This is a genomic window from Corynebacterium ureicelerivorans (genome assembly GCF_000747315.1).
Classification (GTDB): domain Bacteria; phylum Actinomycetota; class Actinomycetes; order Mycobacteriales; family Mycobacteriaceae; genus Corynebacterium; species Corynebacterium mucifaciens.
Map to the genome: position 1 here is coordinate 897,344 of NZ_CP009215.1, position 26,548 is coordinate 923,891.

At 68.1% G+C, this 26,548-nt stretch carries 24 protein-coding genes; 16 read left to right on the forward strand and 8 right to left on the reverse strand.

The window, feature by feature from the left end:
• The first annotated feature begins 6 nt into the window (after positions 1-6).
• From CUREI_RS04595 to CUREI_RS04600, 3 genes are read left to right on the forward strand one after another with little or no spacing between them, the layout of a single operon-like run.
• Positions 7-327 (forward strand): hypothetical protein, encoded by a 321-nt coding sequence (locus tag CUREI_RS04595; protein ID WP_038610974.1) that lies wholly within the window; start codon positions 7-9, stop codon positions 325-327.
• 4 nt (positions 328-331) lie between these two features.
• Positions 332-502: a DUF3117 domain-containing protein gene (locus tag CUREI_RS11795; RefSeq protein ID WP_069202886.1), complete on the forward strand. Its 171-nt coding sequence runs from the start codon at positions 332-334 to the stop codon at positions 500-502.
• Positions 503-519: 17 nt separating this feature from the next.
• The gene (locus CUREI_RS04600; RefSeq protein ID WP_038610977.1) at positions 520-1,380 is read left to right on the forward strand and encodes a class I SAM-dependent methyltransferase; all 861 of its coding nucleotides are present in this window, start codon (positions 520-522) and stop codon (positions 1,378-1,380) included.
• Between the two features lie 18 nt (positions 1,381-1,398).
• On the opposite strand, the gene CUREI_RS04605 is transcribed toward CUREI_RS04600, so the two are convergent.
• Positions 1,399-2,799, reverse strand: coding sequence for a GH32 C-terminal domain-containing protein (locus tag CUREI_RS04605; protein WP_038610980.1), 1,401 nt, complete (start codon positions 2,797-2,799; stop codon positions 1,399-1,401).
• Positions 2,796-3,953, reverse strand: a complete 1,158-nt coding sequence (gene glgA, locus CUREI_RS04610; protein WP_038610983.1) for a glycogen synthase — start codon at positions 3,951-3,953, stop codon at positions 2,796-2,798. The genes CUREI_RS04605 and glgA overlap by 4 nt, the downstream gene beginning before the upstream one ends.
• 67 nt (positions 3,954-4,020) lie before the next feature.
• On the opposite strand from glgA, the gene glgC reads away from it, so the two are divergent.
• Positions 4,021-5,238: a glucose-1-phosphate adenylyltransferase gene (gene glgC / locus CUREI_RS04615; RefSeq protein ID WP_038613977.1), complete on the forward strand. Its 1,218-nt coding sequence runs from the start codon at positions 4,021-4,023 to the stop codon at positions 5,236-5,238.
• Here the strand turns inward: glgC and CUREI_RS04620 are convergent.
• Positions 5,235-5,909: an O-methyltransferase gene (locus CUREI_RS04620; protein ID WP_051952205.1), complete on the reverse strand. Its 675-nt coding sequence runs from the start codon at positions 5,907-5,909 to the stop codon at positions 5,235-5,237. The genes glgC and CUREI_RS04620 overlap by 4 nt on opposite strands.
• Before the next feature lie 67 nt (positions 5,910-5,976).
• On the opposite strand from CUREI_RS04620, the gene sigE reads away from it, so the two are divergent.
• The 3 genes from sigE to tatB are packed head-to-tail and all read left to right on the forward strand — an operon-like array spanning position 5,977 to position 7,417.
• Positions 5,977-6,579 carry an RNA polymerase sigma factor SigE gene (sigE, locus tag CUREI_RS04625; RefSeq protein WP_038610986.1) on the forward strand — a complete coding sequence of 201 codons (603 nt, stop codon included), beginning with the start codon at positions 5,977-5,979 and terminating at the stop codon, positions 6,577-6,579.
• Between the two features lie 18 nt (positions 6,580-6,597).
• Positions 6,598-6,984: an anti-sigma factor family protein gene (locus tag CUREI_RS04630; protein WP_038613981.1), complete on the forward strand. Its 387-nt coding sequence runs from the start codon at positions 6,598-6,600 to the stop codon at positions 6,982-6,984.
• A gap of 10 nt (positions 6,985-6,994) precedes the next feature.
• Complete coding sequence (gene tatB, locus CUREI_RS04635) at positions 6,995-7,417, forward strand: Sec-independent protein translocase protein TatB (RefSeq protein ID WP_038610990.1); 423 nt, start codon at positions 6,995-6,997, stop codon at positions 7,415-7,417.
• On the opposite strand, the gene CUREI_RS04640 is transcribed toward tatB, so the two are convergent.
• A complete protein-coding gene (locus tag CUREI_RS04640; RefSeq protein WP_038613983.1) occupies positions 7,410-8,546 on the reverse strand; it encodes an Mrp/NBP35 family ATP-binding protein in 1,137 nt (378 codons plus the stop codon). The genes tatB and CUREI_RS04640 overlap by 8 nt on opposite strands.
• A gap of 52 nt (positions 8,547-8,598) precedes the next feature.
• On the opposite strand from CUREI_RS04640, the gene CUREI_RS04645 reads away from it, so the two are divergent.
• On the forward strand, positions 8,599-9,120 hold the full coding sequence (locus CUREI_RS04645; RefSeq protein ID WP_051952207.1) for a general stress protein: 522 nt from the start codon (positions 8,599-8,601) through the stop codon (positions 9,118-9,120).
• A complete protein-coding gene (locus CUREI_RS04650; RefSeq protein ID WP_038610993.1) occupies positions 9,113-9,826 on the forward strand; it encodes a type 2 periplasmic-binding domain-containing protein in 714 nt (237 codons plus the stop codon). The genes CUREI_RS04645 and CUREI_RS04650 overlap by 8 nt, the downstream gene beginning before the upstream one ends.
• An 80-nt stretch (positions 9,827-9,906) precedes the next feature.
• Here the strand turns inward: CUREI_RS04650 and CUREI_RS04655 are convergent, their stop codons facing one another.
• The 3 genes from CUREI_RS04655 to CUREI_RS04665 all read right to left on the reverse strand — a co-directional run bounded on the left by CUREI_RS04655 (position 9,907) and on the right by CUREI_RS04665 (position 18,241).
• Positions 9,907-13,641 (reverse strand): multifunctional oxoglutarate decarboxylase/oxoglutarate dehydrogenase thiamine pyrophosphate-binding subunit/dihydrolipoyllysine-residue succinyltransferase subunit, encoded by a 3,735-nt coding sequence (locus tag CUREI_RS04655; RefSeq protein ID WP_038610996.1) that lies wholly within the window; start codon positions 13,639-13,641, stop codon positions 9,907-9,909.
• Between the two features lie 123 nt (positions 13,642-13,764).
• Entirely contained in the window at positions 13,765-17,376 is a 3,612-nt protein-coding gene (locus CUREI_RS04660; RefSeq protein ID WP_144242413.1) for an ABC transporter ATP-binding protein, read from the reverse strand.
• Positions 17,366-18,241, reverse strand: a complete 876-nt coding sequence (locus CUREI_RS04665) for a hypothetical protein (RefSeq protein ID WP_069202888.1) — start codon at positions 18,239-18,241, stop codon at positions 17,366-17,368. The genes CUREI_RS04660 and CUREI_RS04665 overlap by 11 nt, the downstream gene beginning before the upstream one ends.
• Positions 18,242-18,332: 91 nt before the next feature.
• On the opposite strand from CUREI_RS04665, the gene CUREI_RS04670 reads away from it, so the two are divergent.
• Both CUREI_RS04670 and CUREI_RS04675 read left to right on the forward strand, forming a co-directional pair.
• Positions 18,333-19,916, forward strand: coding sequence for a carboxylesterase/lipase family protein (locus CUREI_RS04670; RefSeq protein ID WP_038610999.1), 1,584 nt, complete (start codon positions 18,333-18,335; stop codon positions 19,914-19,916).
• A gap of 99 nt (positions 19,917-20,015) precedes the next feature.
• A complete protein-coding gene (locus tag CUREI_RS04675) occupies positions 20,016-20,906 on the forward strand; it encodes a hypothetical protein (RefSeq protein WP_084768179.1) in 891 nt (296 codons plus the stop codon).
• 12 nt (positions 20,907-20,918) lie between these two features.
• On the opposite strand, the gene CUREI_RS04680 is transcribed toward CUREI_RS04675, so the two are convergent.
• Complete coding sequence (locus CUREI_RS04680; protein WP_038611001.1) at positions 20,919-21,443, reverse strand: hypothetical protein; 525 nt, start codon at positions 21,441-21,443, stop codon at positions 20,919-20,921.
• 157 nt (positions 21,444-21,600) lie between these two features.
• Between CUREI_RS04680 and CUREI_RS04685 the strand changes: the two genes are divergently transcribed.
• The 5 genes from CUREI_RS04685 (at position 21,601) to CUREI_RS04705 (ending at position 26,543) form a co-directional block, all read left to right on the forward strand.
• The gene (locus CUREI_RS04685; protein ID WP_038611003.1) at positions 21,601-22,806 is read left to right on the forward strand and encodes an MFS transporter; all 1,206 of its coding nucleotides are present in this window, start codon (positions 21,601-21,603) and stop codon (positions 22,804-22,806) included.
• Positions 22,803-23,798: a nucleoside hydrolase gene (locus CUREI_RS04690; RefSeq protein WP_038611005.1), complete on the forward strand. Its 996-nt coding sequence runs from the start codon at positions 22,803-22,805 to the stop codon at positions 23,796-23,798. Before CUREI_RS04685 ends, CUREI_RS04690 begins: the two co-directional genes overlap by 4 nt.
• Before the next feature lie 112 nt (positions 23,799-23,910).
• A complete protein-coding gene (locus tag CUREI_RS04695; RefSeq protein WP_051952208.1) occupies positions 23,911-24,690 on the forward strand; it encodes a hypothetical protein in 780 nt (259 codons plus the stop codon).
• Between the two features lie 3 nt (positions 24,691-24,693).
• Complete coding sequence (locus CUREI_RS04700) at positions 24,694-25,392, forward strand: energy-coupling factor transporter transmembrane protein EcfT (protein WP_236627263.1); 699 nt, start codon at positions 24,694-24,696, stop codon at positions 25,390-25,392.
• Positions 25,383-26,543 (forward strand): ATP-binding cassette domain-containing protein, encoded by a 1,161-nt coding sequence (locus CUREI_RS04705; protein WP_051952209.1) that lies wholly within the window; start codon positions 25,383-25,385, stop codon positions 26,541-26,543. The genes CUREI_RS04700 and CUREI_RS04705 overlap by 10 nt, the downstream gene beginning before the upstream one ends.
• Positions 26,544-26,548: the final 5 nt, after the last annotated feature.

The window sequence follows — 26,548 nt, forward strand, 5'->3', positions numbered from 1 at the left end:
ACCGCCATGTTCTCCTGGATCGTGCTCATCCTCATCCTCGTGGCGCTCAGCATCGTTGGTGTACGCGTGTTCGCCTCTATCTTCGGCCGTGGGGAAGCGTTGCCACCCATGCCGCCCACCGCGGAGGTACAAGAGGCCAACCGGCGCGCCGTGGAAGAGGGCAACTTCGGTGACATCCAGCTCGAAGTGGTGCACCGCGGATACCGCATGGATCAGGTGGACGCGCTGCTGGAGCAGTTGGCGGGTGGGCGCCTTGGGCCCGTCGATAGGCGGGATGCTCAGGTAGGATCGTCCGCAGTCCGTCATCACGAAGTAAAAGGAGCGTAAGCGAATGGCAGCAATGAAGCCGCGTACCGGCAGTGGCCCGATGGAAGCCGTGGAGGAATCCCGCAAGATCGTGATGCGCATCCCGTCCGACGGCGGCGGCCGCCTCGTGGTGGAGCTGACCAAGGAAGAGGCCGGCGAGCTCGGCCGTCTGCTCACGGAGGCCGCAGAAGCCTAACGCGGTAGTATCGCCACATGCTCAACGACATTGTGGACGTGCTGGCCGACCCGGCAGACCTCACCCCGCTTCGGGGCGCGGACGGATTTGCCCGTCTCGTCTCCGAATCGGGGCATTCTTATGATGTGGCAAAGCAGGGCTACGTCACCCTCGCGGCCGGCAAGGGCATCGGCCACGAGGGCGATTCGCTGGAGATGGTCAACTCCCGCGAGACGTTCCTGTCCAACGGCCATTTCGCACCGTTTGTGGAGGCCGTCTCCGACGCGGTCGCTGACGTTGTGGAGCGCGCCGCCGGCGACGCCGACCCGGTTGTCATGGAGGCCGGCGCGGGCACCGGCTACTACTTGGCGCACACGCTCGACCTGATCGAGGGCGCGCGCGGCGTGGGTCTCGACGTGTCCGTCCCGGCCGCCAAGCACCTTGCTAAATCCCACCCGCGCGTGGGCGCCGTGGTGGCGGACGTGTGGGAGCAGCTGCCCATCCGCACCGGTTCCGTCCACGCGCTGGCAGTGGTGTTCGCACCGCGCAACCCGGTGGAATTCGCGCGCGTGTTGGTGGACGGTGGGGAGGCAGTCATGCTCGTCGCGGACCAAGGCCACCTCGACGAGTTGCGCGAACCCCTGGGTATCCTCGGCGTCGAGGACGGCAAGATCGAGCGGCTCGTTGCCCAGTCCGCGGGCCACCTCGCACCTGCAGCGGACCCGGAACTCATCGAATTTCCCATGCAACTCGGCCGCGATGCCATCGCCGCACAGGTGGGCATGAGCCCGTCCGCGCGCCACTTAGACCCGGAGGTGCTGCAGGCGCGCCTGGCGGAACTGCCGGAGCAGATGGAGGTCACCGCCCGCGCGCAGCTCGTCCGCATGCGCAAGGCCTAACACAACAACGAGAGGCGGCTAGCCCATGTAGCCGCGGCGCCACTCGTTGTAGATGGCCGCGCCGTCGTGCGCGCGGGTGCGGATGCCGGAGCAGTTGCCGTCCAGCCACACGCGCGAGGACATGACGACGCTGCCGCCGCCCGCGTAGACTTCGACGGTCGAGCCGTCGACGATGACGGTGATGTTGTCCTCGTCCTCGTCGTTCAACGTGGCGGTGGCGGGGGAGCCGTCGAGGCGGTCCAGGGTGAGCTGGTCGCCGGCGTGCGTGATCACCACACCCGGCTCGCCGTTGCCGTCGAGGACCTCCACCGTGACGGAGGAGCCCGGCGCGATCTCGCACAGGCCGGCCCACATGCGGGCGCGGTCGGTGCTGTCCACCGCGTCCGGCAAGCCCACGGCGGGTACCTGGTACAGGCGCCCGCCCTGCAGCGTGACTCGACGCGGGAGGGTCAGCGCGTTGGCCCAGCCTTCCGCGTCCCAGTTCGGCTCGCGGGTCGGGTCGCCGTTGCGGTCCGTGTTTGTCATGAACCCGTAGAGGTAGGCGCGCTCGTAGAGCTTCGCCGTCTCCGCCAGGTTGTAGGTGGTGTTGCGCGGGCGTGTGAAATCGTGGCCGTGGTCCAGGAGGGTAAATGGCGTGTCCACGCGGAACCGGTGGCCGCGCAGCTCGCCGACGGCGTAGACGGCTGTGTCTTTGCCGTCGCGTTCGAGCGTGATGAACAGCACATCGCGGATCTCGCCGTCCACTTCGTCGCGCAGGCGCACGATGCGCGGCGCGACCAGGGAGGCGTCGAGGTCGATGCCGGTGTCGCCGTCGAATTCGAGCGCGCCTTCGAACTTCCAGTCGCGCCCGTCATCGGAGGTGAGCACGACCGGCTTGGGCGCCGTTTCGGGCCCGGAGACGGCCAGCATGAGCCAGCCCTCGTGCGCGTGTTCACGGTCCGCGCCGGCGCCCCAGTTCGGCACGACGCAGGGGGAGCGGAAATTGCTGGCGCCAGCGGCGTCCTCCACCACGGCGCCGAGGCGGGTGACGGCCTTCGAGACCTGCGCGTCCTCCGTCTCGTCCGTCTCCACACACAGCTCATCGACGTGCGCCACGTGCGCGATCTGAATAGTGTTGCCGGCCGCGGTCGCGGAGGTGAAGTACAAGTCCACGCCCTCGCCCGCGGGCGCGACGCTGCCCGCGCGCACGGCGGTTTCGCCGCCGACGGGCGCGATCACGTCGTCGCACTCGAGCCAGTTGAAGGAGTCGTCCTCGCTGATCTCGTGGCCCCAGCGGCTCGGTGCGTCCGGTGTAGGGCGGTACTGGTAGAACATGTGCCAGACGCGGTCGTCCGGCCCGCCGGTGCGGTAGATGCCAGCGGGGCCTTCGAGGATGCCGCGCTCGGCGGTCGCGTGTAGTTCCGGACGGTAAACGGTCATCTCATCAGCCCCTTGTAGATATTCACGGTGTCTTGCGCAATGGTTGCCCAGGAGAATTCGGTCTTGGCCCGCGCGAGGCCGGCGGCGCCCATGGCGGCGGCGCGCTGGGCGTCGCCCGCGACGGCGTTGACGGCATCGGCCAAGCTCTGCTCGAAGCCGGCGGCGTCATCGGCGCTGTAGTCCACCAGTATGCCGGTCTCGCCGTCGATGACGACCTCTGGGATGCCGCCCACGCGCGAGGCCACCACGGCGGTGCCGCAGGCCATCGCTTCGAGGTTGACAATGCCCAGTGGTTCGTAGATAGACGGGCACACAAAGACGTCGGCGAGCGAGTAGACCTCGCGCACCTTCTCCGGCGGCATCATCTCCTGCACCCAGAAGATGCCGTCCCGCTGCGATTTCAGCGTATCGACGAGCCCTTCGGTCTCCGCCGCGATCTCCTTGGTGTCCGGCGCCCCTGCGCACAGAATGAGCTGGATGTCGTCGTCGAAGCGCTGGGCAGCTTTGAGCAGGTGCGGCACGCCCTTCTGGCGGGTGATGCGCCCCACGAATGCGACCACGGGCTTGTCGGGGTCGACGCCCAGCTCCTCGGCGATCGTGCCGGTATCCGGGAACCACTTCTGCGGGTCGATGCCGTTTAAGACGGTGTGCACCTTCGCGTCGTTGATACGCGGGTACGCCTCGAGCACCGCCTGCTTCATGCCGGCAGATACGGCGATGACCGCATCGGCGTACTCGAAGGCGTTCTTCTCCGACCAGGACGAGACGTTGTAGCCACCGCCGAGCTGCTCGCGTTTCCACGGGCGGTCCGGCTCCAGCGAGTGCGCGGTGACCACGTGGGGGATCTCATGTAGCGCCGCGGCGAGGTGGCCGCCCAGGCCCGCGTACCAGGTGTGGGAATGCACCACGTCGAGCCCGCCGGCGGCGTCGGCCATGCGCAGCCCGGTGGACAACGTCTTGATGGCGCCGTTGGCGTCCTCGAGTGCGGGGTCGACGCCGTGAACGTAGACGTCCTTTTCGTCGCGCGGGGCGCCCATGCAGTGCACGTCCACGTCCACGATGTCACGCATGAAACGCGTCAGCTCCGTGACGTGCACGCCAGCGCCGCCGTAGACCTCCGGCGGGTATTCGCGGGTGAACATTCCGACTTTCATGCCCGCCGAGCCTACGCACGTGCGCGATTCCCTGCACGGGCCCAAAATTCTCATTAGCCTTGCGCGTATGAAGAGCCAGCCACGAGTTCTCGCCATCGTCTTGGCCGGCGGGGAGGGCAAGCGCCTGTTCCCCCTCACCGCCGACCGCGCCAAACCCGCCGTGCCCTTTGGCGGCAACTACCGTCTGATCGATTTTGTCCTGTCCAACCTCGTCAACGCAGGCTACATGCGCATTGCGGTGCTGACGCAGTACAAGTCCCACTCCCTGGACCGCCACGTGGCCACCGCGTGGAACGTCTCCGGGCCCACGCAGCAGTACATCGCCTCCGTGCCGGCCCAGCAGCGCCGCGGCAAGCGGTGGTATTCGGGTTCGGCGGACGCGATTGTGCAGTCGCTGAACCTCATCTACGACGACGCCCCAGATTACGTCCTTGTCCTAGGTGCGGACCACGTGTACCGCATGGACCCCTCGCAGATGGTGGAGGACCACATTACGTCCGGCAAGTCCGCCACCGTGGCCGGCATCCGGGTGCCGCGCTCGGAGGCGCACGCGTTCGGCTGCATTCAGGCGGACGACGACGGCACGATCACCGAGTTCCTGGAAAAGCCCGCCGACCCGCCGGGCACCCCGGACGACCCGGAGGTGACCTACGCGTCGATGGGCAACTACTGCTTCTCCACCGAGGCGCTCATCCAGGCGCTGCTAGAAGACGAGCAAAACGAGGACTCCAGCCACGACATGGGCGGCGACATCATCCCGTACTTCGTGGCGCAGGGCGAGGCAAACGTCTACGACTTCTCGCGCAACGAGATCCCCGGGGCCACCGAGCGCGACCACGGCTATTGGCGCGACGTCGGCACCATCGACTCGTTCTACGAGGCCCACATGGACCTGATCTCTTCTCACCCCGTGTTCAACCTGTACAACAAGGCGTGGCCCATCCACGCCACCGAGGACGGCAACCTGCCGCCGGCGAAGTTCGTCATGGGCGGCATTGCACAGGAGTCCATCGTCGCGTCCGGCTCCATCATCTCGGGCGCGACCGTGCGCAATTCGGTGCTGTCGACCGACGTGCGCGTAGAGGAAGGCGCGACCGTAGAAGGTTCGGTGCTGATGCCGGGCGTGCGCGTGGGCCGGGGAGCGGTGGTGCGCCACTGCATCCTGGATAAAAACGTCTACGTCTCCGACGGCGAAATCATCGGCGTGGACCTCGAACGCGACCGCGAGCGCTTCACCGTCTCTCCGAACGGCGTCGTCTGCGTGGGTAAGGGCGAGGTGATTTAGCGCCGCTTGGTCACGAGCGTCAGCCCGCCGTCGAGAGGCAGGCGCGCAATGGCGGCGCCGTCGAGCGCAAGCGTATCGACGAAAGCGTCCGCCTCCCTCGCCGCCTCCGTTGCACGGTCGCGACGCGTGGCGTCGGCGACGGTGCCGTCGAGCAGGGATCCGGCGAGGACGAGCGTGCCGCCTGGGGCGAGCAGGGGCCACGCCGCGTCGATGAGCGGGCGTAGCTGCACGGCGGCGACGTCGGCGTAGATGAGCTGGTAGGCGCCGGTGGCGAGGCGCCCCATGACGTCGAGCGGACGGGAGGTGAGGAAGCGCACCCGCGACGGCGCGAAGCCCGCGGCACGGAAGGCGCCCTTTGCGCCCGCCTGCAACGCCGCTTCCGGCTCGATGCAGGTTAACGTGGCCTTTTCGCGCAGGCCCGCGAGGATGTGCAGGCCGGCGACGCCCGCGGCGGGGGTGACGGCGACGGCGCCCTGGGATGCCTCGCTGCCGGCCGCCAGCACGGTGAGCAGGTCGCCCACCACGGGGCTGGGGGTGGCCACGCCGTTTTCCTCGGCCTCTTCGCGCGCCTGGCGCAGCGCGTCGCCCACCGTCTCCGAGACGTGGTCCCGGCGGGCGGCGATGTAGGTGCTCAGTTGGGTAAATGCGGTCTCACTCACACCGGCAATCATAGCGGGGCGAGCGCAGCCAGGAAGTTCACAGGAGAGGAGCTGGTGCGTGGCAGCACGGTCTGCGACAATGGTCCGCATGAGCGTCGAGGAATCCCCACTGTCCGGCACGGCCGCGTTCGACGCTGGCGAGGGGGCCATGCCCACGTGGTCGGAGCTGGTGCAGGAGCACGCCGATAGCGTCTACCGCCTCGCGTACCGTCTTTCCGGCAACCAGCACGACGCGGAGGACCTGACGCAGGAGACCTTCATGCGCGTGTTCCGCAGCTTGAAGCACTACCAGCCGGGCACCTTCGAGGGCTGGCTGCACCGCATCACCACCAACCTGTTTCTAGACATGGTGCGCCGTCGCGCCAAGATCCGCATGGAGGCGCTGCCGGAGGACTACGAGCGCGTCCCCGGCACCGACATGACACCGGAGGAGGCCTACAACGTGGCCAACCTGGACCCGGCGCTGCAGCGCGCGCTGGACGGCCTCGCGCCGGATTTCCGCGTCGCCGTCGTGCTCTGCGACGTGGTGGGGATGACGTACGAGGAGATCGGCGAGACCCTCGGGGTGAAGATGGGCACCGTGCGCTCGCGCATCCACCGCGGCCGCGCGCAGCTGCGCGAGTCCCTTGAGGCGCAGGCGCTCAACGACGCCCACGCGAAGGAACTCATCCGCACCCGCTAGACAAGCGACGTGATCCGCATGGCCAAACGCGAATTCAAATCCACCGACCACCTCAACCCCGAAGCGGTCGCCGCCTTCGTTGATGGCGAGCTGTCGGACTCGGCCTTCCATCGCGCCGCGAAGCACCTGGAGGCGTGCGACGAGTGCCGCGCGGAGGTGGACTGCCAACGCAAGGCCGCCAACCGGCTGCGCGTGGTGGATGACTCCGACGTGCACGCCCCGGCCTCGCTGGTGGAGCGCTTGGCTGGTTTGTGTGCGGATGAGCCCGGCAGCGGCGCGACGGGCGGGAGCGACGCTAGCGGCGACCGTGTCAGCGCGCCGCGCGGGAAGCTCAGCCGCTTGGGCTCTGCGCTGCATTCATCGGTGCAGTCATCCTTGGGGGCCCTCAAGCGGCGCGGAGAGTAGGGTGACGTAGGTGTTTTCCAACATCGGCTGGGGCGAAATCTTCTTCATCCTGATCATCGGGCTCATCGTGATCGGGCCGGAACGCCTGCCGTCGGTCGTCGAGGACGTGCGCGCGGCCATCTACGCCGCGAAGAAGGCGATCAACAACGCGAAAGCGGAACTCAACGGCGAGTTGGAAGGCTTCGACGAGATCAAGAAACCGCTGGACACGGTCACCCAGTACGCGGCGATGGGGCCGCGTCGCGCCATGGCCAAGGTGCTGTTTGAAGACGAAGCCGTGGACGGCCCAGCACAGCCCGGCCCGATGCAGACCGCTCCGGAGCCCACGAAGTCGGGGCCGCGACCGGCGCCGGGGGCGCGGAAGCAGCCGCGGCGGGATCAGGCGGAGCGGCCGTCGCAAAGCAAGGGCTTCTCCTGGGAGGACATTACTTAACCCGCGGGTTCAGGCTCTTGCCGGCGAGGGACTCGCGGCGGACCTTCAGCTGGTCGGCCACCGCGCGGATGGCCTTCGCGGCGGGGGAGTCCGGTTCGGAGATGACCACGGGGGTGCCGGTGTCGCCGTGCTCGCGCAGCGTCGGGTCGAGTGGGATGGAGCCGAGCAGCGCCACGTCGGAATCCGTCAGCTGCGTCAGACGCTCGGCCACCTGCTCGCCGCCGCCCTCGCCGAAGATGTTCATGACAGTGCCGTCGGGCATGGTCATGCCGGACATGTTCTCGATCACGCCCGCGATCTTCTGGTCCGTCTGCTGCGCGATGGTGCCGGCGCGCTCGGCCACCTCGGCGGCCGCGGCCTGCGGGGTGGTCACGATCAGAAGCTCGGCATTGGGCACGAGCTGCGCCACCGTGATGGCCACGTCGCCGGTGCCGGGCGGCAGGTCCATGAACAGCACGTCCAGGTCGCCCCAGTACACGTCCGCCAAGAATTGCTGGATGGCGCGGGTGAGCATGGGACCACGCCACACGATTGGCGCGTTGCCCTCCACAAACTGGCCCACGGAGATGTGGCGCACGCCGTGCGCGATCGGCGGCATGATCATCTCATCCACCACGGTCGGGCCCTTGTCGTCCGAACCCATGAGCCCGGGCACGGAGTGGCCGTAGATGTCTGCGTCGACGATGCCGACGGTCAGGCCCTGCGCAGCCAGTGCGGTGGCGAGGTTGACGGTCATCGACGACTTGCCCACTCCGCCCTTGCCCGAGGCCACAGCGTAGATGCGGGTGCGCGTGTCCGGGTCGGCGAACGGGATCACCGGCCCGGTCTGCTCCCCGCGCAGCTTCAACGCCAGCGCCCGGCGCTGCTCGTCGCTCATCGTGTGCAGGGCGACGCTGACCTCGCCCACCCCGTCGAGCTCTTCCAGTACGGCGCGCGCGTTGCCCTCGATGGTGTCGCGCATCGGGCAGCCCGCGATGGTGAGGTAGATGCCCACGGCCACGTCCGCGCCGGTGATACGCACGGATTCGACCATGTCCAGCTCGGTGATCGGCTTGCCGATCTCGGGGTCCTCCACGCGCGCGAGGGCGGCGAGGACGTCCGCTTCTGTAATCGTGTGTTCAGTAGCCATCTCGCCGAGAAGTATAACGGTGCCGCGACGCAATACCGATACACTGGTGAGCATGACAACACCCATGAATAACCCCGCCCGCGGCGCGGCACGCGAAGTGCCCACCGGCTGGCCTGTCGGCAGCTTCAAAACGTACGCGGAGGCGCAGCAGGCGGTGGATTCCCTGTCCGACACGCAGTTCCCGGTGGAGAAGCTGTCCATCGTGGGCGTGGACCTCATGCAGGTGGAGAAGATCACCGGCCGCCTGACGTGGGGCAAGGTGCTGGGCACCGGCGCCCTCTCCGGCCTCTGGATGGGCCTGTTTTTGGGCCTGATCCTGTCCTTGTTCACCGAGCCCGGCAGCGGCTGGGTCACATTCACCACCACGCTCATTATGGGCGCGATCTTCGGTGTGGTCTTTGCCGCCGTCGCATACGCCCTGACCGGCGGCAAGCGCGACTTCTCCTCAGCGACGGCGATCGTGGCGGGACGCTACGACGTGCTTTGCGAGCCGGACGAGGCACCGCGTGCGCGCGACCTCATCGCGGGGCAGCTGCCTCACGACGACGCTTCGCCCGCCAACCCCGATGCGTAACACCCGCCGCGCGCTTGTCGCGGTGGCGGCCTCCACATTTGCACTCGGCGGGTGCTCGGCCGCGGGGTTGCAGCACACCGGCAAGGACCCGGTGGCCATCGGCATCGACGCCGACGACCCGGAGCAGGTGGTGCTGGGCGAGATCTACCGCCACATCCTGCAGCAGCTCGGCCGGCCCGCCAGCGTGACCCCCGCCGACTTCGCCACCAGCGACACCTTAAGCGTGCTGAAGGAGGAACCGGTGGACTTCGTGGTGGCGTGCACAGGCCGGCTTGTGGAGGAGACGAACACCGCGGCCGCACACAAGTTGGCCGAGGAGGCCGAAGCCGGCGCCGAAGGAATGTCGGAGACCGTGTACGACGCTGCCGTGGCGGCCCTGCCGGCGTCGGTGCGCACCGTCGACCCGTCGCCAGCCGAGGGCTGCAGTAACGCCGGGGACCTGCCGCAGAACGTGATCCCGTTGTTCACCGCGGGCATGTTCGACCGGGGGGAAATCAACCGCCTGAACTTCATCACCCGCGTCATGGCCACCGACAGGATCGAGGAGATGGTCGACGCGGTCGAGGACGGTTCCAGCGTGGAGGACGCGCTGGCCGAGTGGATGATGGAGTACGCCCACATCGACGTCTACGCCGACGAGGTCGCCGACCCGGACGACAGCGGTGCTGCGGCCGGCGACTCCGCCGACCAATCCGGCGCGCGGTAGCGTCTACACACGAGGAAGGGCCCCGGGATTTCCCGGGGCCCTTGGTGCTTGGCGGGTGGGGCCGTTAGGCCGTCGTCAAGCTACTTTGCAAACGCGTCCTCGAGGAGCTGCTTTTCCTCCTGCTGGTGCACCTTCGCCACACCGGTGGCGGTGGTGGACTGGGCGCGGCGGGACACGCGGACCATCTCCGGCATGTCCGGGATCAGGCGGCGCAGGTGCTCGTTGTAGAACGGCCACGCGCCCTGGTTGGCCGGCTCGTCCTGGACCCAGCGGATCTGCTTCGCGTTCGGGTAGTTCTTGAACGCGTCGGAGAGGCGGTTGAAGGGGATCGGGTGGAGCATCTCCACGCGGACGATGGCGACGTCGTCGCGGCCGTCATCTTCCTTCTTCTTCGCCAGGTCCCAGTAGATCTTGCCGGAGCACAGCAGGATCGTTTGCACCTTGTCGGTGTCGCCGATGACCTTGTTGCCGCGCTCGACGAAGTTCGGGTCGTCGATGACGGACTGGAACTTCTCCACCTCGATGAAGTCCGCCGGCTGCGAGACGGCTGCCTTGTTGCGCAGCATGGACTTCGGGGTGAACACGATCAGCGGACGCTTCATTTCACCGAGCGCCTGGCGGCGCAGCAGGTGGAAGTGGTTCGCCGGGGTGGACGGCTGGGCGATGGTCATGGAGCCCTCCGCCACGAGCTGCAGGTAGCGCTCGATGCGGGCGGAGGAGTGGTCTGGGCCCTGGCCCTCGTAGCCGTGCGGCAGCAGCGCGATGAGGGAGGACAGCTCGCCCCACTTTGTCTCCGAGGAGGAGAGGTACTCGTCGATGATGGTCTGGGCGCCGTTGGCGAAGTCGCCGAACTGCGCCTCCCAGGCCACCACGGCGTCCTTGTTGCCCAGGGTGTAGCCGTACTCGAAGCCCATGCCCGCGAACTCGGTCAGCGCGGAGTTGTACACCTGGAACTGGCCGCCGTTGCCGGCCTCCTGCGCGTTGTAATCCAGCGGGTTGTACGCCTCGGCGTTGTCCGGGTTGTACAGCACCGCGTGGCGCTGGGTGAAGGTGCCGCGCTGGGAGTCCTCGCCGGCGACGCGGACGAACTTGCCCTGCTCTGCGAGGGAACCGAAGGCGAGCAGCTCGCCCCAGCCCCAGTCGATGTCGCCGTCGGTGAAGGAGCCGCCGCGCTTCTTCAGCACGGACTTCAGGCGCTTGTTCGGCGTGAAGTCGTCCGGCAGGTTCGCGTACGCGTCGGCGAGGCGCTTGAACTGCTCCTCCGAGATGGAGGTGTCCAGGCCGCGGGTGAGCTTCTGGGAATCCGTGATGCCGGTCTGCTCGCTCGGCTTGCCCTTTTCCGCCTTCACGTCGGAGAAGACGGAATCCAGCTGGTCGTGGAAGTCCTGCGCGGCCTTCTTCGCGTCGTCCTCGGTGATGTCGCCGCGGCCGATGAGATCCTGCGTGTAGCGGGTGCGCACGGACGGGTGGGACTCGATGCGGTCGTACATCACCGGCTGGGTCACCGTCGGGTCGTCGGCCTCGTTGTGGCCGCGCAGGCGGTAGCAGATGAGGTCGATGAAGACGTCCTTGCCAAACTCGCGGCGGTACTCCGCAGCCAGCTGGGCAACCCATGCGGCGGCCTCCGGGTCGTCGCCGTTGACGTGGAAGACCGGGCAGTCGAAGCCCTTGGCCAGGTCGGTGGCGTAGAAGGAGGAGCGGCCGGAATCCGGGGTGGTGGTGAAGCCGATCTGGTTGTTCACCACGATGTGGATGGTGCCGCCGACGGTGTAGCCCGGCAGGCGGGACAGGTTCAGGGTCTCCTGGACCACGCCCAGGCCGGCGAAGGAGGCGTCGCCGTGCAGCATGAGCGGCACAACCGGGTGGTCCTCGCGGCCGTTTTCCTCCTTGATCTTGTCCGCCTTCGCGCGGGCCATACCCACCAGCACCGGGTCAACGGCCTCGAGGTGGGACGGGTTGGCGGCCAGCGACACCTTGATCTCGCCGTCGCCGAACATCTGGATGTGCTCGCCCTCGAAACCGAGGTGGTACTTCACGTCGCCGGAGCCGCCCTGCTGGGCCGCGCGCATGTTGCCCTCGAACTCGTTGAAGATGGTGGCAACCGGCTTGCCGACGATGTTGAACAGCACGTTCAGGCGGCCGCGGTGCGGCATGCCGATGACGACCTCTTCCAGGCCCTGGCCCGCAGCGGTGTCGATGATGGCGTCCATCAGCGGGATCAGGGTCTCGGCGCCCTCCAGGGAGAAGCGCTTCTGGCCCAGGTACTTCGTCTGCAGGAAGTTCTCGAAGGCCTCGGCGGCGTTGAGCTTCTGCAGGATGTACTTCTGCTCCGGGCCGGTCGGCTTCGGCATGCCGGCCTCGACGCGGTCGCGCAGCCATTCGCGCTCGTCGCGGTCCATGATGTGGGAGTACTCGGTGCCGACCTTCAGGGTGTAGGCGGCACGCAGGCGCGACATGACCTCCCGCAGCGTCATCTGTTCCTTGCCACCGAAACCGCCGACGTGGAAGACGCGGTCCAGGTCCCACAGGGTCAGACCGTGGGTTTCCATGAGCAGGTCGCGGGAGTCCGGCTTGGGCAGGCCCGGCTGGTGCCAGTGCAGCGGGTTGGTGTCCGCGATGAGGTGGCCGCGCGAGCGGTACGCCTCGATGAGCTGCATGACGCGGGTGTCCTTGTTGATGCCGGTGTTCGGCTCGTCCTGCGCCCAGCGCATCGGGGCGTAGGGGATCTCTAGGGAGCGGAAGATCTCGTCCCAGAACTTGTCGTCGATGAGCAGCTGCGAGATGTCGCGTAGGAACTCGCCGGACTCCGCGCCCTGGATCACGCGGTGGTCGTAGGTGGAGGTCAGCGTGACCAGCTTGCCCACACCCAGCTCGGCGAGGCGGTCCTCGGAGGCGCCGGCGAACTCCGCCGGGTAGTCCATCGCGCCCACACCGATGATGGTGCCCTGGCCCTTGGTCAGGCGCGGGATGGAGTGGCGGGTACCGATGCCACCCGGGTTGGTCAGCTGGATGGTCACACCGGAGAAGTCGTCCATGGTGAGCTTGCCGTCGCGGGCGCGCACCACGATGTCCTCGTACGCGTCGACGAACGCGGAGAAGGACTTGGTCTCGCACTCCTTGATCGCAGCGACGACCAGGGAGCGGGAGCCGTTCTTGCCCGGCAGGTCGATGGCCAGGCCGAGGTTGATGTGCTCCGGCTGCACGGCGAAGGACTTGTTGCCGTCCTCCTTGTAGTTCTTGTTCATGTCCGGGTGCAGCTTGGCGGCCTGGACAATCGCGTAGCCGAGGATATGGGTGAACGACACCTTGCCGCCGCGGGTGCGCTTGAGGTGGTCGTTGATCAGCGCGCGGTTTTCGAACATGAGCTTGACCGGCATGTCGCGCACGGTGGTCGCGGTCGGCACCTCGAGCGACTCGTTCATGTTCTTGGCGATGGCCTTAAACGCGCCCTTGAGCTGGAACTCGCCCGGCTCGGCGTCGACCTGGGCGATCTTGTCCAGCGGGGAGGTTGTCGCCGGGGCAGTGGAGCGCTTCGGCTTCGCGGCCACCTTGGCCGCTGCCTCGTCCACCTTGGTCTCGCGCCCGTCCTGGCTCGGTGCGCCGGTGGTGCGCGCGACCTTCGGGTCGGTCTTCGGGGCGCTAGCGCCTTCTGCGGAAGGTGTGACGGTCGACGTGCCCTTCGCAGTCTTCGGTGCGCCCTTGCTCTCAAACAGCTCACGCCATTCGGCATCCACCGAGTTCGGGTCGTCCTTGTACTGCTGGAACATCTCGTCAACCAGCCAGCTGTTCTGGCCGAACGTGTTTTCGCTGCTCACGGCAGGTTCTCGCCTTCCTTCTCCATTGATTTCGCGGAACGTCTCTTTGACTGTAATCGTCGGCGCTGGTAGCGCGCTAACTTGTATTGTCCCACTCCACGGGGTCCCTGCGTTTCACCCCCGTTATCGGTTGGCAGACCACATATGGGCATACCTTCCGCCTGCGGAGATCAAGGACTCGTGGCAGCCGTCCTCGATGATACGTCCATCATCTACAACGAGTATGCGGTCAGCTCGCGCGGCCGTCGCTAGGCGGTGCGCGACGACCACAGATGTGCGGCCAACCATCGCCCGGTCGGAGGCGTCGAGCACGGCGCGCTCGGTAGCCGGATCCAGGGTGGCTGTGGCCTCGTCCAGCAGCAGCACGCTCGGCTGCAACATCTCCGCGCGCGCCAGCGCGATGATCTGGCGCTGCCCGGAGCTTAAGCCCCGGCCGCGTTCGCCCACGCGCGCGTTGAACCCGCCGGGGATGGTGCCGATGACGCCGAGCGCGCCGATGCGCTCCACCGCTGCCTGCACGTGCTCGTCGGTCGCGCCCGGCGCGCCGTAGGCGATGTTCTCGGCGACGGTGCCGGGGAAGAGGTACGACTCCTGCGGCACCTGGGCGAGTGCGCGGCGCCATTCGGCCAGCGGAAACTCGGCGATGTCGGTGCCCGAGGCCCGCACCACGCCGCTCACCGGGTCGTAGAAGCGAGCGAGCAGCTTGACGACGGTCGACTTGCCCGCGCCCGTCGGGCCCACCAAGGCGACGGTGGTGCCCGGCTCGAGGCGCAAATCCATCCCGGCGACGACGGGGTTGTCGGGGGTGTAGCCGAAGGTGACGTCGAGAAGCGAAAGCTCCCCGGCCGCGGCCTCGCTGGCGCCTTCGCGCCGGCCGGTGTCGGGAACGGTGGTGCGCTCGTCGAGCAGCTCGCGGATGCGGTCGAAGCTCACGGTGGCCTGCTGCCAGGAGTCGAAGATTTGGCCGAGCTGCTGGATGGGGCCGTAGAGCTGGCTCAAGTACATGGTGAACGCGACGAGCACGCCGACGGACAGGGTGCCGTCCGCGACGCGGGAGGCGCCTACGCCGATGATCACCGCGGTCATGACTTGCGAGACGAACTGCATGCCGGGGAAGTAGAGGCCGACCAGGCGCACGGAGCGCATGCGCAGACGGCGGTAGGTGTCGCTCAGGCCAGCGAAGCGGGCTTCAAAGTGGTCTTGCGCGAGGTGGGTCTGGGTGACGCGGATGCCGCCGATGAGCTCGGCGAACTCGCCGTTGACCGCGGAGATCTGCGCGCGCGACTCGGCGTAGTAACGCTTGGAGTAGCGCCGAAACACCCACGTGGCCGCCACAATGACCGGCACGGCGGCGAAGGCGACCAGGGCGAGTTCGCCGTCGGTGGCCACCAGCATGACGGTGACGCCGGCGAGCGAGCCGACCGCGACGATCGCCTGGGCTAGACCGGTCTGCAGGAAGCTGGACAACGTGTCGATGTCCGTGGTCATGCGCGTCATGATCGTGCCGGACAGGCGCGACTCGAAAAAGCTCAGGCCCAGCTGTTGCAGGTGCGCGTAGGAGCGCAGGCGCAGGCCGTAGAGGAGGCGCTCGCCGGAGCGCGAGGACAGCACGGTCATCGCGGCCGAGGACGCCCACGCGATCACCACCACAGCGAGCGCGATCAGCCCGGTGCGGATCAGGCTGGCCTGGTCGGCGCCGGCGATGCCGCGGTCCACCGCCGCGCGCACGAGGGTGGGGAAGGCGAGGTCCGCCAGTACCCCGACCACCAGCAGCGCGACCGTGCCGGCAATGAGCCAGCGCACCGCGCGGAAGAGGTCGCGCACGTGGAACGCGCTCGACGGGGTGCGCAGCTGGTCCAGCCGTTCCTCGGTGAGCCCCGGCTGCTCGGTGGCGGCGGGAAGCGCGTCCACACGCGCGAGCAGCGCGGGCGTGGCGTTGACTGTGGACGCCCGGCCCGAGGTGGGCACGATCACCCGCTCCTGCTCCGCCGCGGTGACCTCGGGCCACAGATCCGCCTGCGTGGGGGCCTGCGGAAGCGCTGCGGGGGCATCGGCGGACATCGTGGCGCGGTACTGCGCGCTCGCGGTGACCTCGTCGCGCGGGCCGAGCTTGACGACGGCTCCGCCCCGCACCACCGCCACCGTATCCGCGTGATCCACGGTGGATTGCCGGTGCGCCACGGTGAGCACCGCGATGTCTGCGAGTGCCTCGCGCAGGTTGGCCAGGATGGTCGCCTCGGTGACGGCGTCGATGGCGCTTGTCGCGTCGTCCAGCACAAGCACGTCCGGCTTCGCCATGAGCGCGCGGGCAAGGGAGATGCGCTGGCGCTGGCCGCCAGACAGGGTGAGGCCGCGTTCGCCCACTTTGGTGTCGTAGCCGTCCGGCAGGCGCTGGATGAACTCGTCCGCGCACGCCAGGCGCGCGGCCTCGCGCACAGCGCGGTCGAGCTCCTCGGGCGGGAGGGGAGAGCCCATGGCGATGTTGTCGCGCACCGAGGAGGAGAACAAAAACGCGTCGTCGAAGACGCACAGGACGTGCTCGCGAAGGGCGGAGCTGCCGTCGAGAAGCGTCACGCTCCCGGCGTCCGGCTTGTAGAAGCCGCCGGCGAGCTGGACGGCCATGGTCTTGCCCGCGCCGGGCGGGCCGACGAGCGCGACCGTTTCGCCCGGGCGGACGGTGAGGCTGAAGCCGTTGAGGACGTCATTGCCGCCTGTGGCGAAGTGGACGTCGTTGAAGCGCAGGCCGGCGTGGGCGCGAGAGTCGGCGGGAGCGGACGCGGCGGCGGTGTCGGGTGCGAGCTGCAGCACATCGTCGAGGCGGTCGAACGAGCTCATGCCCATCTGCAGCCGCACGTACTGGTTGGTCAGCATGGACATGGTGGACGTCATCGAGGTCAGGTACGCCGTGAACGCGACGAATTGGCCGATTGTGATCTGCCCCCGGATAGCCAGCGTGCCACCGGCGACGATGGTGACCACCAGCGCCACCTTGGGCAGCTGCGAGAGCACCGGCTGGAAACGCGCGGTGAGCTTCGCGGCGCGCATCTTCACCGCGTAGAGGTGGCGGCCAAGCTGGTCCAGACGGTCGATTTCCCGCTGCTCCTGGCCGAACGCTTTGACCACGCGCACGCCGGAGACCGTCTGCTCCACGTGCTCCGCCAGCTCCGCGGTGGCGTGCTGGTTGACCCACGTGGCGGCGTACAGCGTCTTGCGCGAGCGGTTGGCCTCCCAGAGGATCAGCGGCAGCAGCGCGAGCGACATCAGGGTCAGTGGTACGTCCATGCGCAGCATCACAGCCAGGGTGACGGCGAGCTGCACCACGCGCGTGAGCAGCATGGGCAGGTTGGACAGCACCATGTTGTACTGGTTCAAGTCCGAGATGGACCGGGAGACGATTTGGCCGGTGACGATGTCGTCTTGGCCGGGTCCGTCCAGGCGGTGCAGGGTGCGCAGAATCTCCGTGCGTAGCCAGTGCTGGGAGCTCGTTGCCAACCGGCCCGCGGTGACGCGGCGGATGAAACTGAAGGCATAGGTGGCGGCAGCCACCGCAACCATCAGCCAGGCGATGCGGGTCACGGACCCTTCGGCGTTGCCGGTGGCGATGTCCACCGCGCGGCCGGTCAGCGCCGGCACCGCCACCTGAAACACCGCCGCGAGCGCAGCCGCGGTAAACGCCGCAGCCGCAGGTGCGCGGTTGGCGCGCAGGGTCCGGGTGAGCAGGCGGTTAATTGTCACCGCTGCCCTTGTTTGCCTTGTCCCGGTCGTTGAACACGCCCAGGATCCAGGACGCGAACTCCTTCGGATTCATACTGAGCCCCGCGCCGGTTTCCTCGTCGTCGCGCTCGGGCAGCGGGGTAGCGAATGCGGTCGGCGCAGCGCCCAGGCCTGACTGAACGTTGGCAATCACGCCGTCCGCGAGCTTGCGGTTGGCGGCGGTGCCGGCAATCGCGCCGAGGCCCAGCGGCAGGAGCTTGCCCAGCCAGGCGCGGCGCGAGCTCTTCTTTAGCGAGCGCATGGCCACGCGCTGCAGCACGTTGTTCGTGTTGGATAGGGTCGGCCCGGAGAATTTCGCCAGGGTGGATTTGCCGGGGATTGTCCCGGCGTCGTCGCCCAGCATGGCGTCCACGATTGCCAAGCCCTTCGCGCCCATCAGCAGCGACAGCACCAGCGCGCGGCGGCGCTCCGGGTCGGAGATATCCTCCCCGCGCAGGTAGGCCGAGGCCACAGCGTAAAACGCGGCGAGATCCAAAAACACCACGGACTCGCCAGCCACGGCCGCAGTGCCGGTGACCAGGCCGATGCCCGGCACCGCAGCGGCCGCACCGACGCCAGCACCGGTGCCAGTGACGGTGTTTTTCAGGTGCTTGTCCATCATCTCCTGGATCTGCGCCGGTGATGCGTCCGGGTGCTGGCGGCGCAGCCAGTTCACGTAGGTGCGAATCGTCGATGTCTGCAGCTGCACCGCCTTATCCACCGCGCCGATAAACGCCCGCCCAAGTGGGCCGGCGTCTTTTTCCAGCTGCGACGGGTCTTCCCGCAGCGCTTGCTCGATCTCGTCGCGGACCGCCAGGTCCTGGGCCTTCTTCTTTGTGCCAAACATGGCCGCCTCTTTCAGTCACAGGTTTCGCAGGTGTCTTTTACGCCGGTTCAGCATAGTTGGGCCCGGCGCTCATCCGTCTACGCTGGGGCGCATGAGCGCCACCGAACATCCCGTCGCCGACACCACCGCGGGCACCGTCCGCGGTGTGGTGGACGAGCGCTCGGGTATGCGCACCTGGCGCGGCGTGCCGTTCGGCGCAACCACCGCGGGCACCGGGCGTTTTCGGGCCCCGCAACCGGCGCAGCGGTGGCAGGGGCTTTACGACGCCTCCCGCTTCGCCCCGCCCGCCATGCAGGGCACATTCGGCTGGCGCGACATGGTCATTGGGACCGAGGACTGCCTCACGTTGGATATCGTGCGCCCCGACACCGACGAGGAACTGCCGGTGGTGGTCTACTTCCACGGCGGAACGTTTGTCACCGGTGCGAGCCACGAGAAGGTGCTGCAGGGGCACATGCTTGCAGACGCCACACAGGTGGTCTACGTCTCGGTGAACTTCCGTCTCGGCGTGCTGGGCTACCTGGATTTCCGCTCGCTCGGCCACGACTGCGTGGCCACACCGGCGCTGCTAGACCAAATCCTGGCTCTCGAGTGGGTGCGCGAGAACATCGCGGCCTTCGGCGGCAACCCGGACCGCGTCACCATCATGGGGGAATCCGCCGGCGGGGCGGCGGTCGTGCACCTGATGTGTGCCCCCGGCGCGCGGGGGTTGTTCCACGGCGCAGTGGCCCAGTCGCCGCCGCCAGCCAGCGTGCATTCGCGCCTGCAGGCGGCGATGTGGGTGCGCGAGCTGGTCACCCGGATGGGCCTGCCGCGAACCACCACGCTGGCGGACCTGCGCACAACCAACGCCGAGGACCTCGTGCGCGCGGGCCAATCCATGCTGCGCAACACCAAGGAACTGGTGCAGTTGAACACCAGCTTCATGCCCACAGTCGACGGTGAGACGCTCACCGACCACCCCATCGACACCTTCGAGGCCGGTGAACAGGCCGCAGTGCCGCTGATCGTGGGCACGAACTCGGACGAAGCCAGCTTTGCCAAAGCCATCTACCAAACCACGAAATCCCGGCAGCGTGCCGCGCGCCGGGCCCTCGAGGCGTTCGATCCCGACAACGCCCAAGCGGTATTGCGCGCCTACGGCTACGCGGGTGAGCGCGCCGCGTACGCCGACCTCATCGCCGACGCCGTCTTTTGGGCCCCGACGGTAATCCTGGCCACCGCGCACAGGAGAAAAGCCCGCACCTGGATGTACCGCTTCGACTACGCCTCCGCGGCCATGCGCTGGCTCGGCCTCGGGGCGATGCACACCGCGGACCTGGGCGCGGTGTTTGGCGAGCCAAACTCCACCAAGGCCTCGAAGTGGGACGTGTCCAATGCATCGGAGCGTTTCGCGGCCGTTAGCCGCGTCATGCAGTACCACTGGGGCAAGTTCTTCCACACGGGCGCGCCGGGCGAGGAGTGGCCCGTGTACGGCTTCCGCTCCGACGAGATGCCGGGGCGGGCAACAGCCGTGTTCGACGACGGGATGCGTGTGGAGTGGGACCCGAAGGCGCCGCAGCGACGGGCTTGGGAACGCTTTGACATGCGCGAGTGGGGCCTGCATAGACAAGACCTCATGAACTCCGCAGCCTCCTTACTCGGGGCCGCGCACCCGGCGTGGGGCGACGCCTGAATTCACACGCATGCGCGCGGTTTCACAGCTAGGCTTGGGCGCGTTGTGGGCCAACTGGCGCACAACGCCTGATGGTGCGACGTGGAAGGAACCACCGACATGAGCTTTTTCGAGGACATTGCTGCGGCGCTGGACCGCGACGGCATCGAGTCCCGCGTGGGCGGGGACACCATGTTCGTGCCCCTGACCGCGGAGCTGGAGATCCAGTTCGTGGAGATTGACCAGCACCTACCCGCCGCCAACGTCTACATCGCCGCGGCGGACGTGGACGAGGACGACGAGGACTTCGAGGCTGTATTGGTGGCGGTGGTGTTCTCCGTGGAAGACGCCGTCGCTGCCGTGGCGGAGCACATGGCCACCGACCAGGTGATCACAGTGCTGCGAGACCTGCTCGAGGGCACCGACGAACGTATCGGCGACCTGGAGTTTTTCCAGGACCACCTCAACCCGCAGCAGGTCCGCGCCGAGGTCGGCGAGAACGCGGAGCTGCAGGTGACCATCGACACTGTCGACGGGGCACCGAACGCCAAGGTCACCTTCGTCGCCCTCCCGGACGATTACGACGACGTCCTCGACGACGCGGAAAGCGAGCTCTGGGAATCCGACGGCGACGCCGAACTCACCGACGAGGACCGCGCGCGTCTCTTCGAGGTCATCCACGATGAGGCGCTCGCCGACGCCGAGCGCCTTGAGCTAGGCAGCTTCACCGACTTCGACCGGCTTTTCGACGTGCTCTCGCTCGCCGCCGACCAAGCCGAGGACTGGGAGGCCCAGCTGCTGCCCGTCGACGACGACTTCGACGAGCCGGAGGTGTACGACATCTTCGGTCAGGACGACGACGAAGCTGAGGCGGACGACCTCGACGAAACTGAGGGCGACGATCTCGCCGACGACATCGCAAACGGCTCCGGCGCTCCCGGTGCTGCTGAGTCCGCGGACGACATCCCGGGCGTCGACGAAGACGACAGCAGCGACGCCGCCCGCGCGTAGCCCCGGGGCGGGCTACGCCGCGCTCAGCCCCTCGAACATCGACGACGGGGATGCGATGGGCGCGAAGGTGCCGTCCACCAACCACACGTAGTTCGCCGCGCGGCCCCCGGTGAGCTCGTGGACTGCGTGCGCGGCGTCGTCCGGGATCAGCGCACGGACCCACGACTCGGCGAGCACGGGGTCGACATGCGCCCCGGTAGCGTCCGCAATCCGCACCTCAAGCAGGTAGGCGGGCACATGATCGCCCCCGTAGCCCTGAATCCGCGCCCGTGCCCGCGGGCCGACTCGCCGCCGGGTCACCGCCAGCGTGAGCTGCGGCCCGTTCGCCACCCTGGGCAGGGTGAGCACCGGCGGGCGCCATGCGGCAGTGGGGCGGGACAGGGAGCGCGGGTGGTGCATGACGGCCTTTGCGGACTGGATTGTCTCCGGGTGACGCGTTCGAATCTCCTCCGAGAGGGCCTCTGGCGTGTGAGCCGGGAGAAGGGTCGTGTCATTTCGTTTGACGCTGCGTAGCGGGTTTGTTGTGGTGAACTTCATGGCGGTCAAGGTACAGCGCCATTGCGACATCAGTTCGAAAACGTTCGAACGTATGAACGAATGAACGGCTGTGCCTGACGTGGTTTTCGGATGTGGCAAATATTTGCCACATTCCCAAACCCGGACATCCCCGTCCGTGGATGTACCCTTGCCAGCGATGAACGCCGACACACCAAACGCAACGACGCAGCAGATACAACCGAAGATCCCGCACACGATCTGGGTGCTCGTCGGCGCCGCATTCATCATCGCACTCGGTTACGGCCTTATCGCCCCGGTGCTCCCGCAATTCGCGGGCAGTTTCGGTGTCTCCATGGCGGCGGCCGGTGCGGTCATCTCCGTGTTCGCGCTCGCGAGGCTGCTGGGGGCGCCGGGCGCTGGCGTGCTCGTCGATAAGCTTGGCTCCCGCCCGATCTACTTAACGGGCCTACTCATCGTCGCGGCGTCGACGTTTTTCGTCGCCTTCGCCCAGGCCTACTGGCAAATTGTCGCGCTCCGGTTCATCGCCGGCTTCGGCTCCACCATGTTCACGCTGTCGGCGCAAGCGCTCATCGTTCGGGTCACGCACCCGAGCATTCGCGGTCGCGCCAGCGCCCTGTACGCCTCCGCATTTTTGGTGGGCAACGTCGTCGGCCCTGTCATCGGCGCAGCGCTGTCGTTCTTGGGCTTCCGTGCGCCATTCATGATCTACGGCGTGGCCGTGGCGGGTGCCGCAATTGCGGTCGGCGCACTCACCGCGCCGAAACCGGGCTCCCACCCGCTGCCTGCGGCAAAGCCGAAGATGCGCCTGCGCCAGGCGTGGCGCACCCCGACGTACAAGGCGCTGCTGGTAGCCGGGTTCACCAACGGCTTTGTCAACATGGGCGCCCGCGTCGCAATCCTGCCGCTGTTCGCGGCGTCCGTGTTCGAGCGCGGGGGAGCGGCTTCCGGGTTCGCGCTCACCGCGTTCGCGTTCGGCATGGCGGTCACCCTGCAGATCTCCGGCCGCCTTGCCGACAACCTCGGTCGCCGTCCGCTCGTTGCCGCTGGCCTGGCTACTGCGGGTCTGTTCACCGCGTTGCTCGGTGCGGCAACAAGCTTTTGGCCCCTGGTGTTCCTCTCCGCCGCCGCGGGCATCGGCGCGGGCCTGATGAGCCCCGCCACCCAAGCCACGCTTGCAGACATCATCGGCAACGACCGCTCCGGCGGTACAGTGCTGTCCACGTACCAAATGACGCAGGACGCCGGCCAAATCCTCGCGCCGGTCCTCGTCGGCGCCGTCGCCGAAGCCGCTGGCTTTCGCGCCGCGTTCGGCGTCTGTGGCGCGGTGTGCGCCGCCGCGCTTATCGTCTGGCTCGTCGCCGGAAAGGAAACGAAGCAATGAGAGTAATCCTGGACTGCGATCCCGGCATCGACGACACCTACGCCATCATCTTCCTCACCGCCGCGGCCCACGCGGGCCTCATCGAGCTTGACTGCGTAACGACGACCTCCGGCAACGTCCCCGCTGACCAGTGTGCCCAGAACGCGGGCTGGATCCTCGGGCTGTGCGGCCTGCCCATCATTCCGCTCGCCGCCGGCCTGCCCGCGCCGCTCGAGGTGGAGCTGACCACCACGCCGGAAACCCACGGCGACACCGGCCTCGGACACGCCAACGCGCCCGCGCGCCATGTGGAGCACGACTGGGACACGCTGTGGATCGACTCCATCGAGCGCGGCACCGACGACCTCCACCTGATTGTCACCGGCCCATTGACCAACCTGGCCGCCTTCGCACACGCCCACCCAGAGCACTTTGCCAAGCTCAGGCACATCACCGTGATGGGCGGGGCGGTGAACTACCCGGGTAACACCACCCCGAGCGCGGAGTGGAACTTCTGGGTGGACCCGCACGCCGCCGCCGACGTCTTTGCCATGACGCCCACCCCGGTCACCCTGTGCTCGCTCGGCGTGACGGAGCGGATGCTGCTGACGCCGATGGCGCTGGCGGAGCTCGTCGAGAAGCTTGGCGGCTCGCCGCTCGCCGAGCACCTGGAGGCGATCACCCGCTTCTACTTCGAATTCCATGAGGAGGTGGGGGAGGGCTACCAGGCCCAGATCCACGACCTGCTCACCGTGCTCATCACTCTGGGGCTGGTGGATGCCGCCGTCGAGGAGACCACCGTTGACGTGGAGGCGGACTCCGAGCTCATGCGCGGCACGTCGGTGGCGGACCTGCGCGGCATCTGGGAGCGCGAGCCCAACGTGCGCCTGGTCACCGACGCCGACATCGACGCCGCGTGGGAGCGTTTCGCCTGGGCCTGCGGGGTCCACGCCAAGGTCGCGGCCGGCGACGCCGAGATCGCCGAGCTGCGCCACCAGCGCGCCGACGACTAACCGGCGCCCCGCGTACGCCCTGCTACACTCCCGAACCGGTAGCCCCGCCGAGGTGACATAGGCGAGACGGGCTGACCTTGCCGTATCTCCCCGCACACCACTCGGAGTTTTCATGTCGCACACAACCGTCCCGGTCCAGCACAAGGCCGAGTGGACCCCCGCTCGCCGCGCACTGGTCATCGTCGGCGCCGCCATTATCGCCGCCACCTGGCTGTACTTCGTGCTCGTCCGTCCGTCGGACTGGGACCAGGTCACCGGCTCCGGCGCCGGCATCGCGTTGCTGGCTGGCTACGGCCTCGGCACCGTCCTCCTGCTTGCCGCCGTCATCCCGGTGCTGCCCGCGCGCACGCTGGGCTTGATCCCCATCGCCATCATCATCAACTCGGTGGTCGGCGAGATCGTCGGCTCCATCGGTCTGCCGCTGTACCTGGACTCCGTGGGCACGGTGCTCGTCGCGGCGCTCGCCGGCCCGGTCGCCGGCATGGCCACCGGCGCGTTGAACAACGTGGTGTGGGGCCTGCTCAACCCGGCGGCGCTCCCGTTTGCGGCGGGCGCGGCGCTCGTCGGTTGGCTCGCCGGCGTGTTCATCCACCGCTTCAACGCCTTCCGCAACATTGGTACGGTGATCGGCTTCGGCATCGTCCTGGGCATCGTCGGCGGTATGGTGGCGGCCCCGGTCGCGGCCTACGTCTACGGCGGCACTGCCGGCGTGGGCACCGGTGCGCTGGTCAGCCTGTTCCGTGAGATGGGAGGTTCGCTCATCGCGTCCGTGACCACCCAGGCGTTCATCTCCGACCCGGTGGACAAGGTCATCGTCATGCTCGTCGCCTACGCCACCGTCAAGGCGTTGCCGAAGCGCACCGTCGCCGCATTCGCCCCGCAGCACGCGTAGGCCGTGTTGACCACCCAGCCACGACTCAACCCGCTGACCGCGCTGGTCATCGGGGCGTCCGGCTGGATTCTCGTGTTGGGGCTCAACTCCCCGGCGGCCTCGCTCGCCGTCATCGCGGTCGCGCTCGCCGCCGGCACCTGGCGCACGCGCAACCCCTCCCTCGTGGCAGCCACCGCAGTGCTCACCGCACCCGTCGCGCTATCGATGCTGCTCATCCACGCGCCCTACGGGGAGCGCCGTATCGCCCCGCTGCTGACGTCCGACGGGCTCGCGGATGCCGCCCACCTCACCGCCCGCTTCACCGCGCTGATCGCCTGCCTACTTGCCGCCGTGGCGTGGATACGCACGCCCGACTTGGCCAAGGCCCTCCAAGCTGCGCCCGGCGGCAACCGCCTCGGCTACATCGCGGGCACTACGCTGCAGCTTGGACCCCAGGGCGCGCAACGCATCCGCGCTGTCCGCGACGCCAACCGCCTGAAACAGCGCCGCATCACGCTGAAAACCGTCGTGCCCAACCTCGTCATGCCCGTGCTCACCGAGCTGCTCACCCAAGCTGGCGCCCGAGGCCAGGCACTGGAGACCGCGGGGTACGACCTCACCGGGCGCCGCACCGTCCTGCGCCCCGTCCACGACAGCACAGCGCAACGAGTCGAGCGCATCCTGATCCCGCTGGCCTGCGTGGTAGTAGTCGCATGGATCTAACGCCACTCACGCATGCCCTCGGGCAGCACCGCACCGTCCAGGTCGTCGGCAACTCCGGCGCGGGCCTGACCACCCTCGCCACCCAAGCCCACCGCGAGTGGCCGGGCGCGGCCGTGGTCCAGCAGGACGCCACCGCGCACGTGTCCTACCTGCGCGACACCGTCGTCGAGGAGGTCGCCCTCGGCCTCGAACAGCGCGGCACTCCCATCCCCGAAATGCGGCGCCGCTGCGAGCGCGTCCTCAGCGCCGCGGGCCTGACCGATCTCGCCGAGCGCCACCCCGCACACCTCTCTGGCGGCCAAACACGCCGCCTCGCCATCGCGGCCGTCGCCGTCCTCGAGCCGGACATCCTGCTTCTCGACGACCCCTTCGCCGGCCTCGACCCCACCTCCGCACGCTCCATGATCCGACTCCTGGAGGCTCTCCCGTCGCGCATCGTGCTCTTGAATAACCGCCCCCGCCTCGACTTGGAAGTGCTCTGGCTTATCGACGGCATCCTGTCTCCCACGCCCCCTGCCAAGCACGCGCGCAGCCTCCCCGCTCGTTTGGAGCCCACCGGTGATCCGATTGACCTCGGGGAAATCTCCGCTACCCGCGGCGGCGAGCCCCGGAAGTGGTGGCAATTTCGAGCGCACGGACAACCCGCTTTCGCCGCTGGCCCCATCCACCTGACTGTGCGACCGGGCGGGGCAGTGTGGCTGCGCGGCGACAACGGCGCAGGCAAGACCACCTTGCTGCGCGCGATGGCCGGGCTCGACGGCAACCCCGGCCTCGAGCAGACACACGGCCTCGAGGTCTCACTCGCACTACAGCGTGCCGCCGACCAGCTCGCCGAATCCACGGTGGGGGAGTTCGTCGGCGACCCGGACGCCGTTGCCGCGCTCGGCCTCGACCCGGACACCCACCCACTGGACCTTCCGGCCGCGCACCTGCGCCTGGCTCAGCTCGCCCAAGTGTTTGCTCAGAAACGCCCGCTCGTCCTCCTCGACGAACCCGACGTCGGCCTCGACGCCCCCTCCCGCGACCGGGCGCACGCGCTGATCGCCGAAGGTCTCCGCCGCGGCCAGGCAGTGATCTTCACCTGCCACGATGAAACGTTCGCGGCGGAAGTGGGGGAGTACGTGGGTGTGACTGAGTCGGAGCTCACCTGAATAGC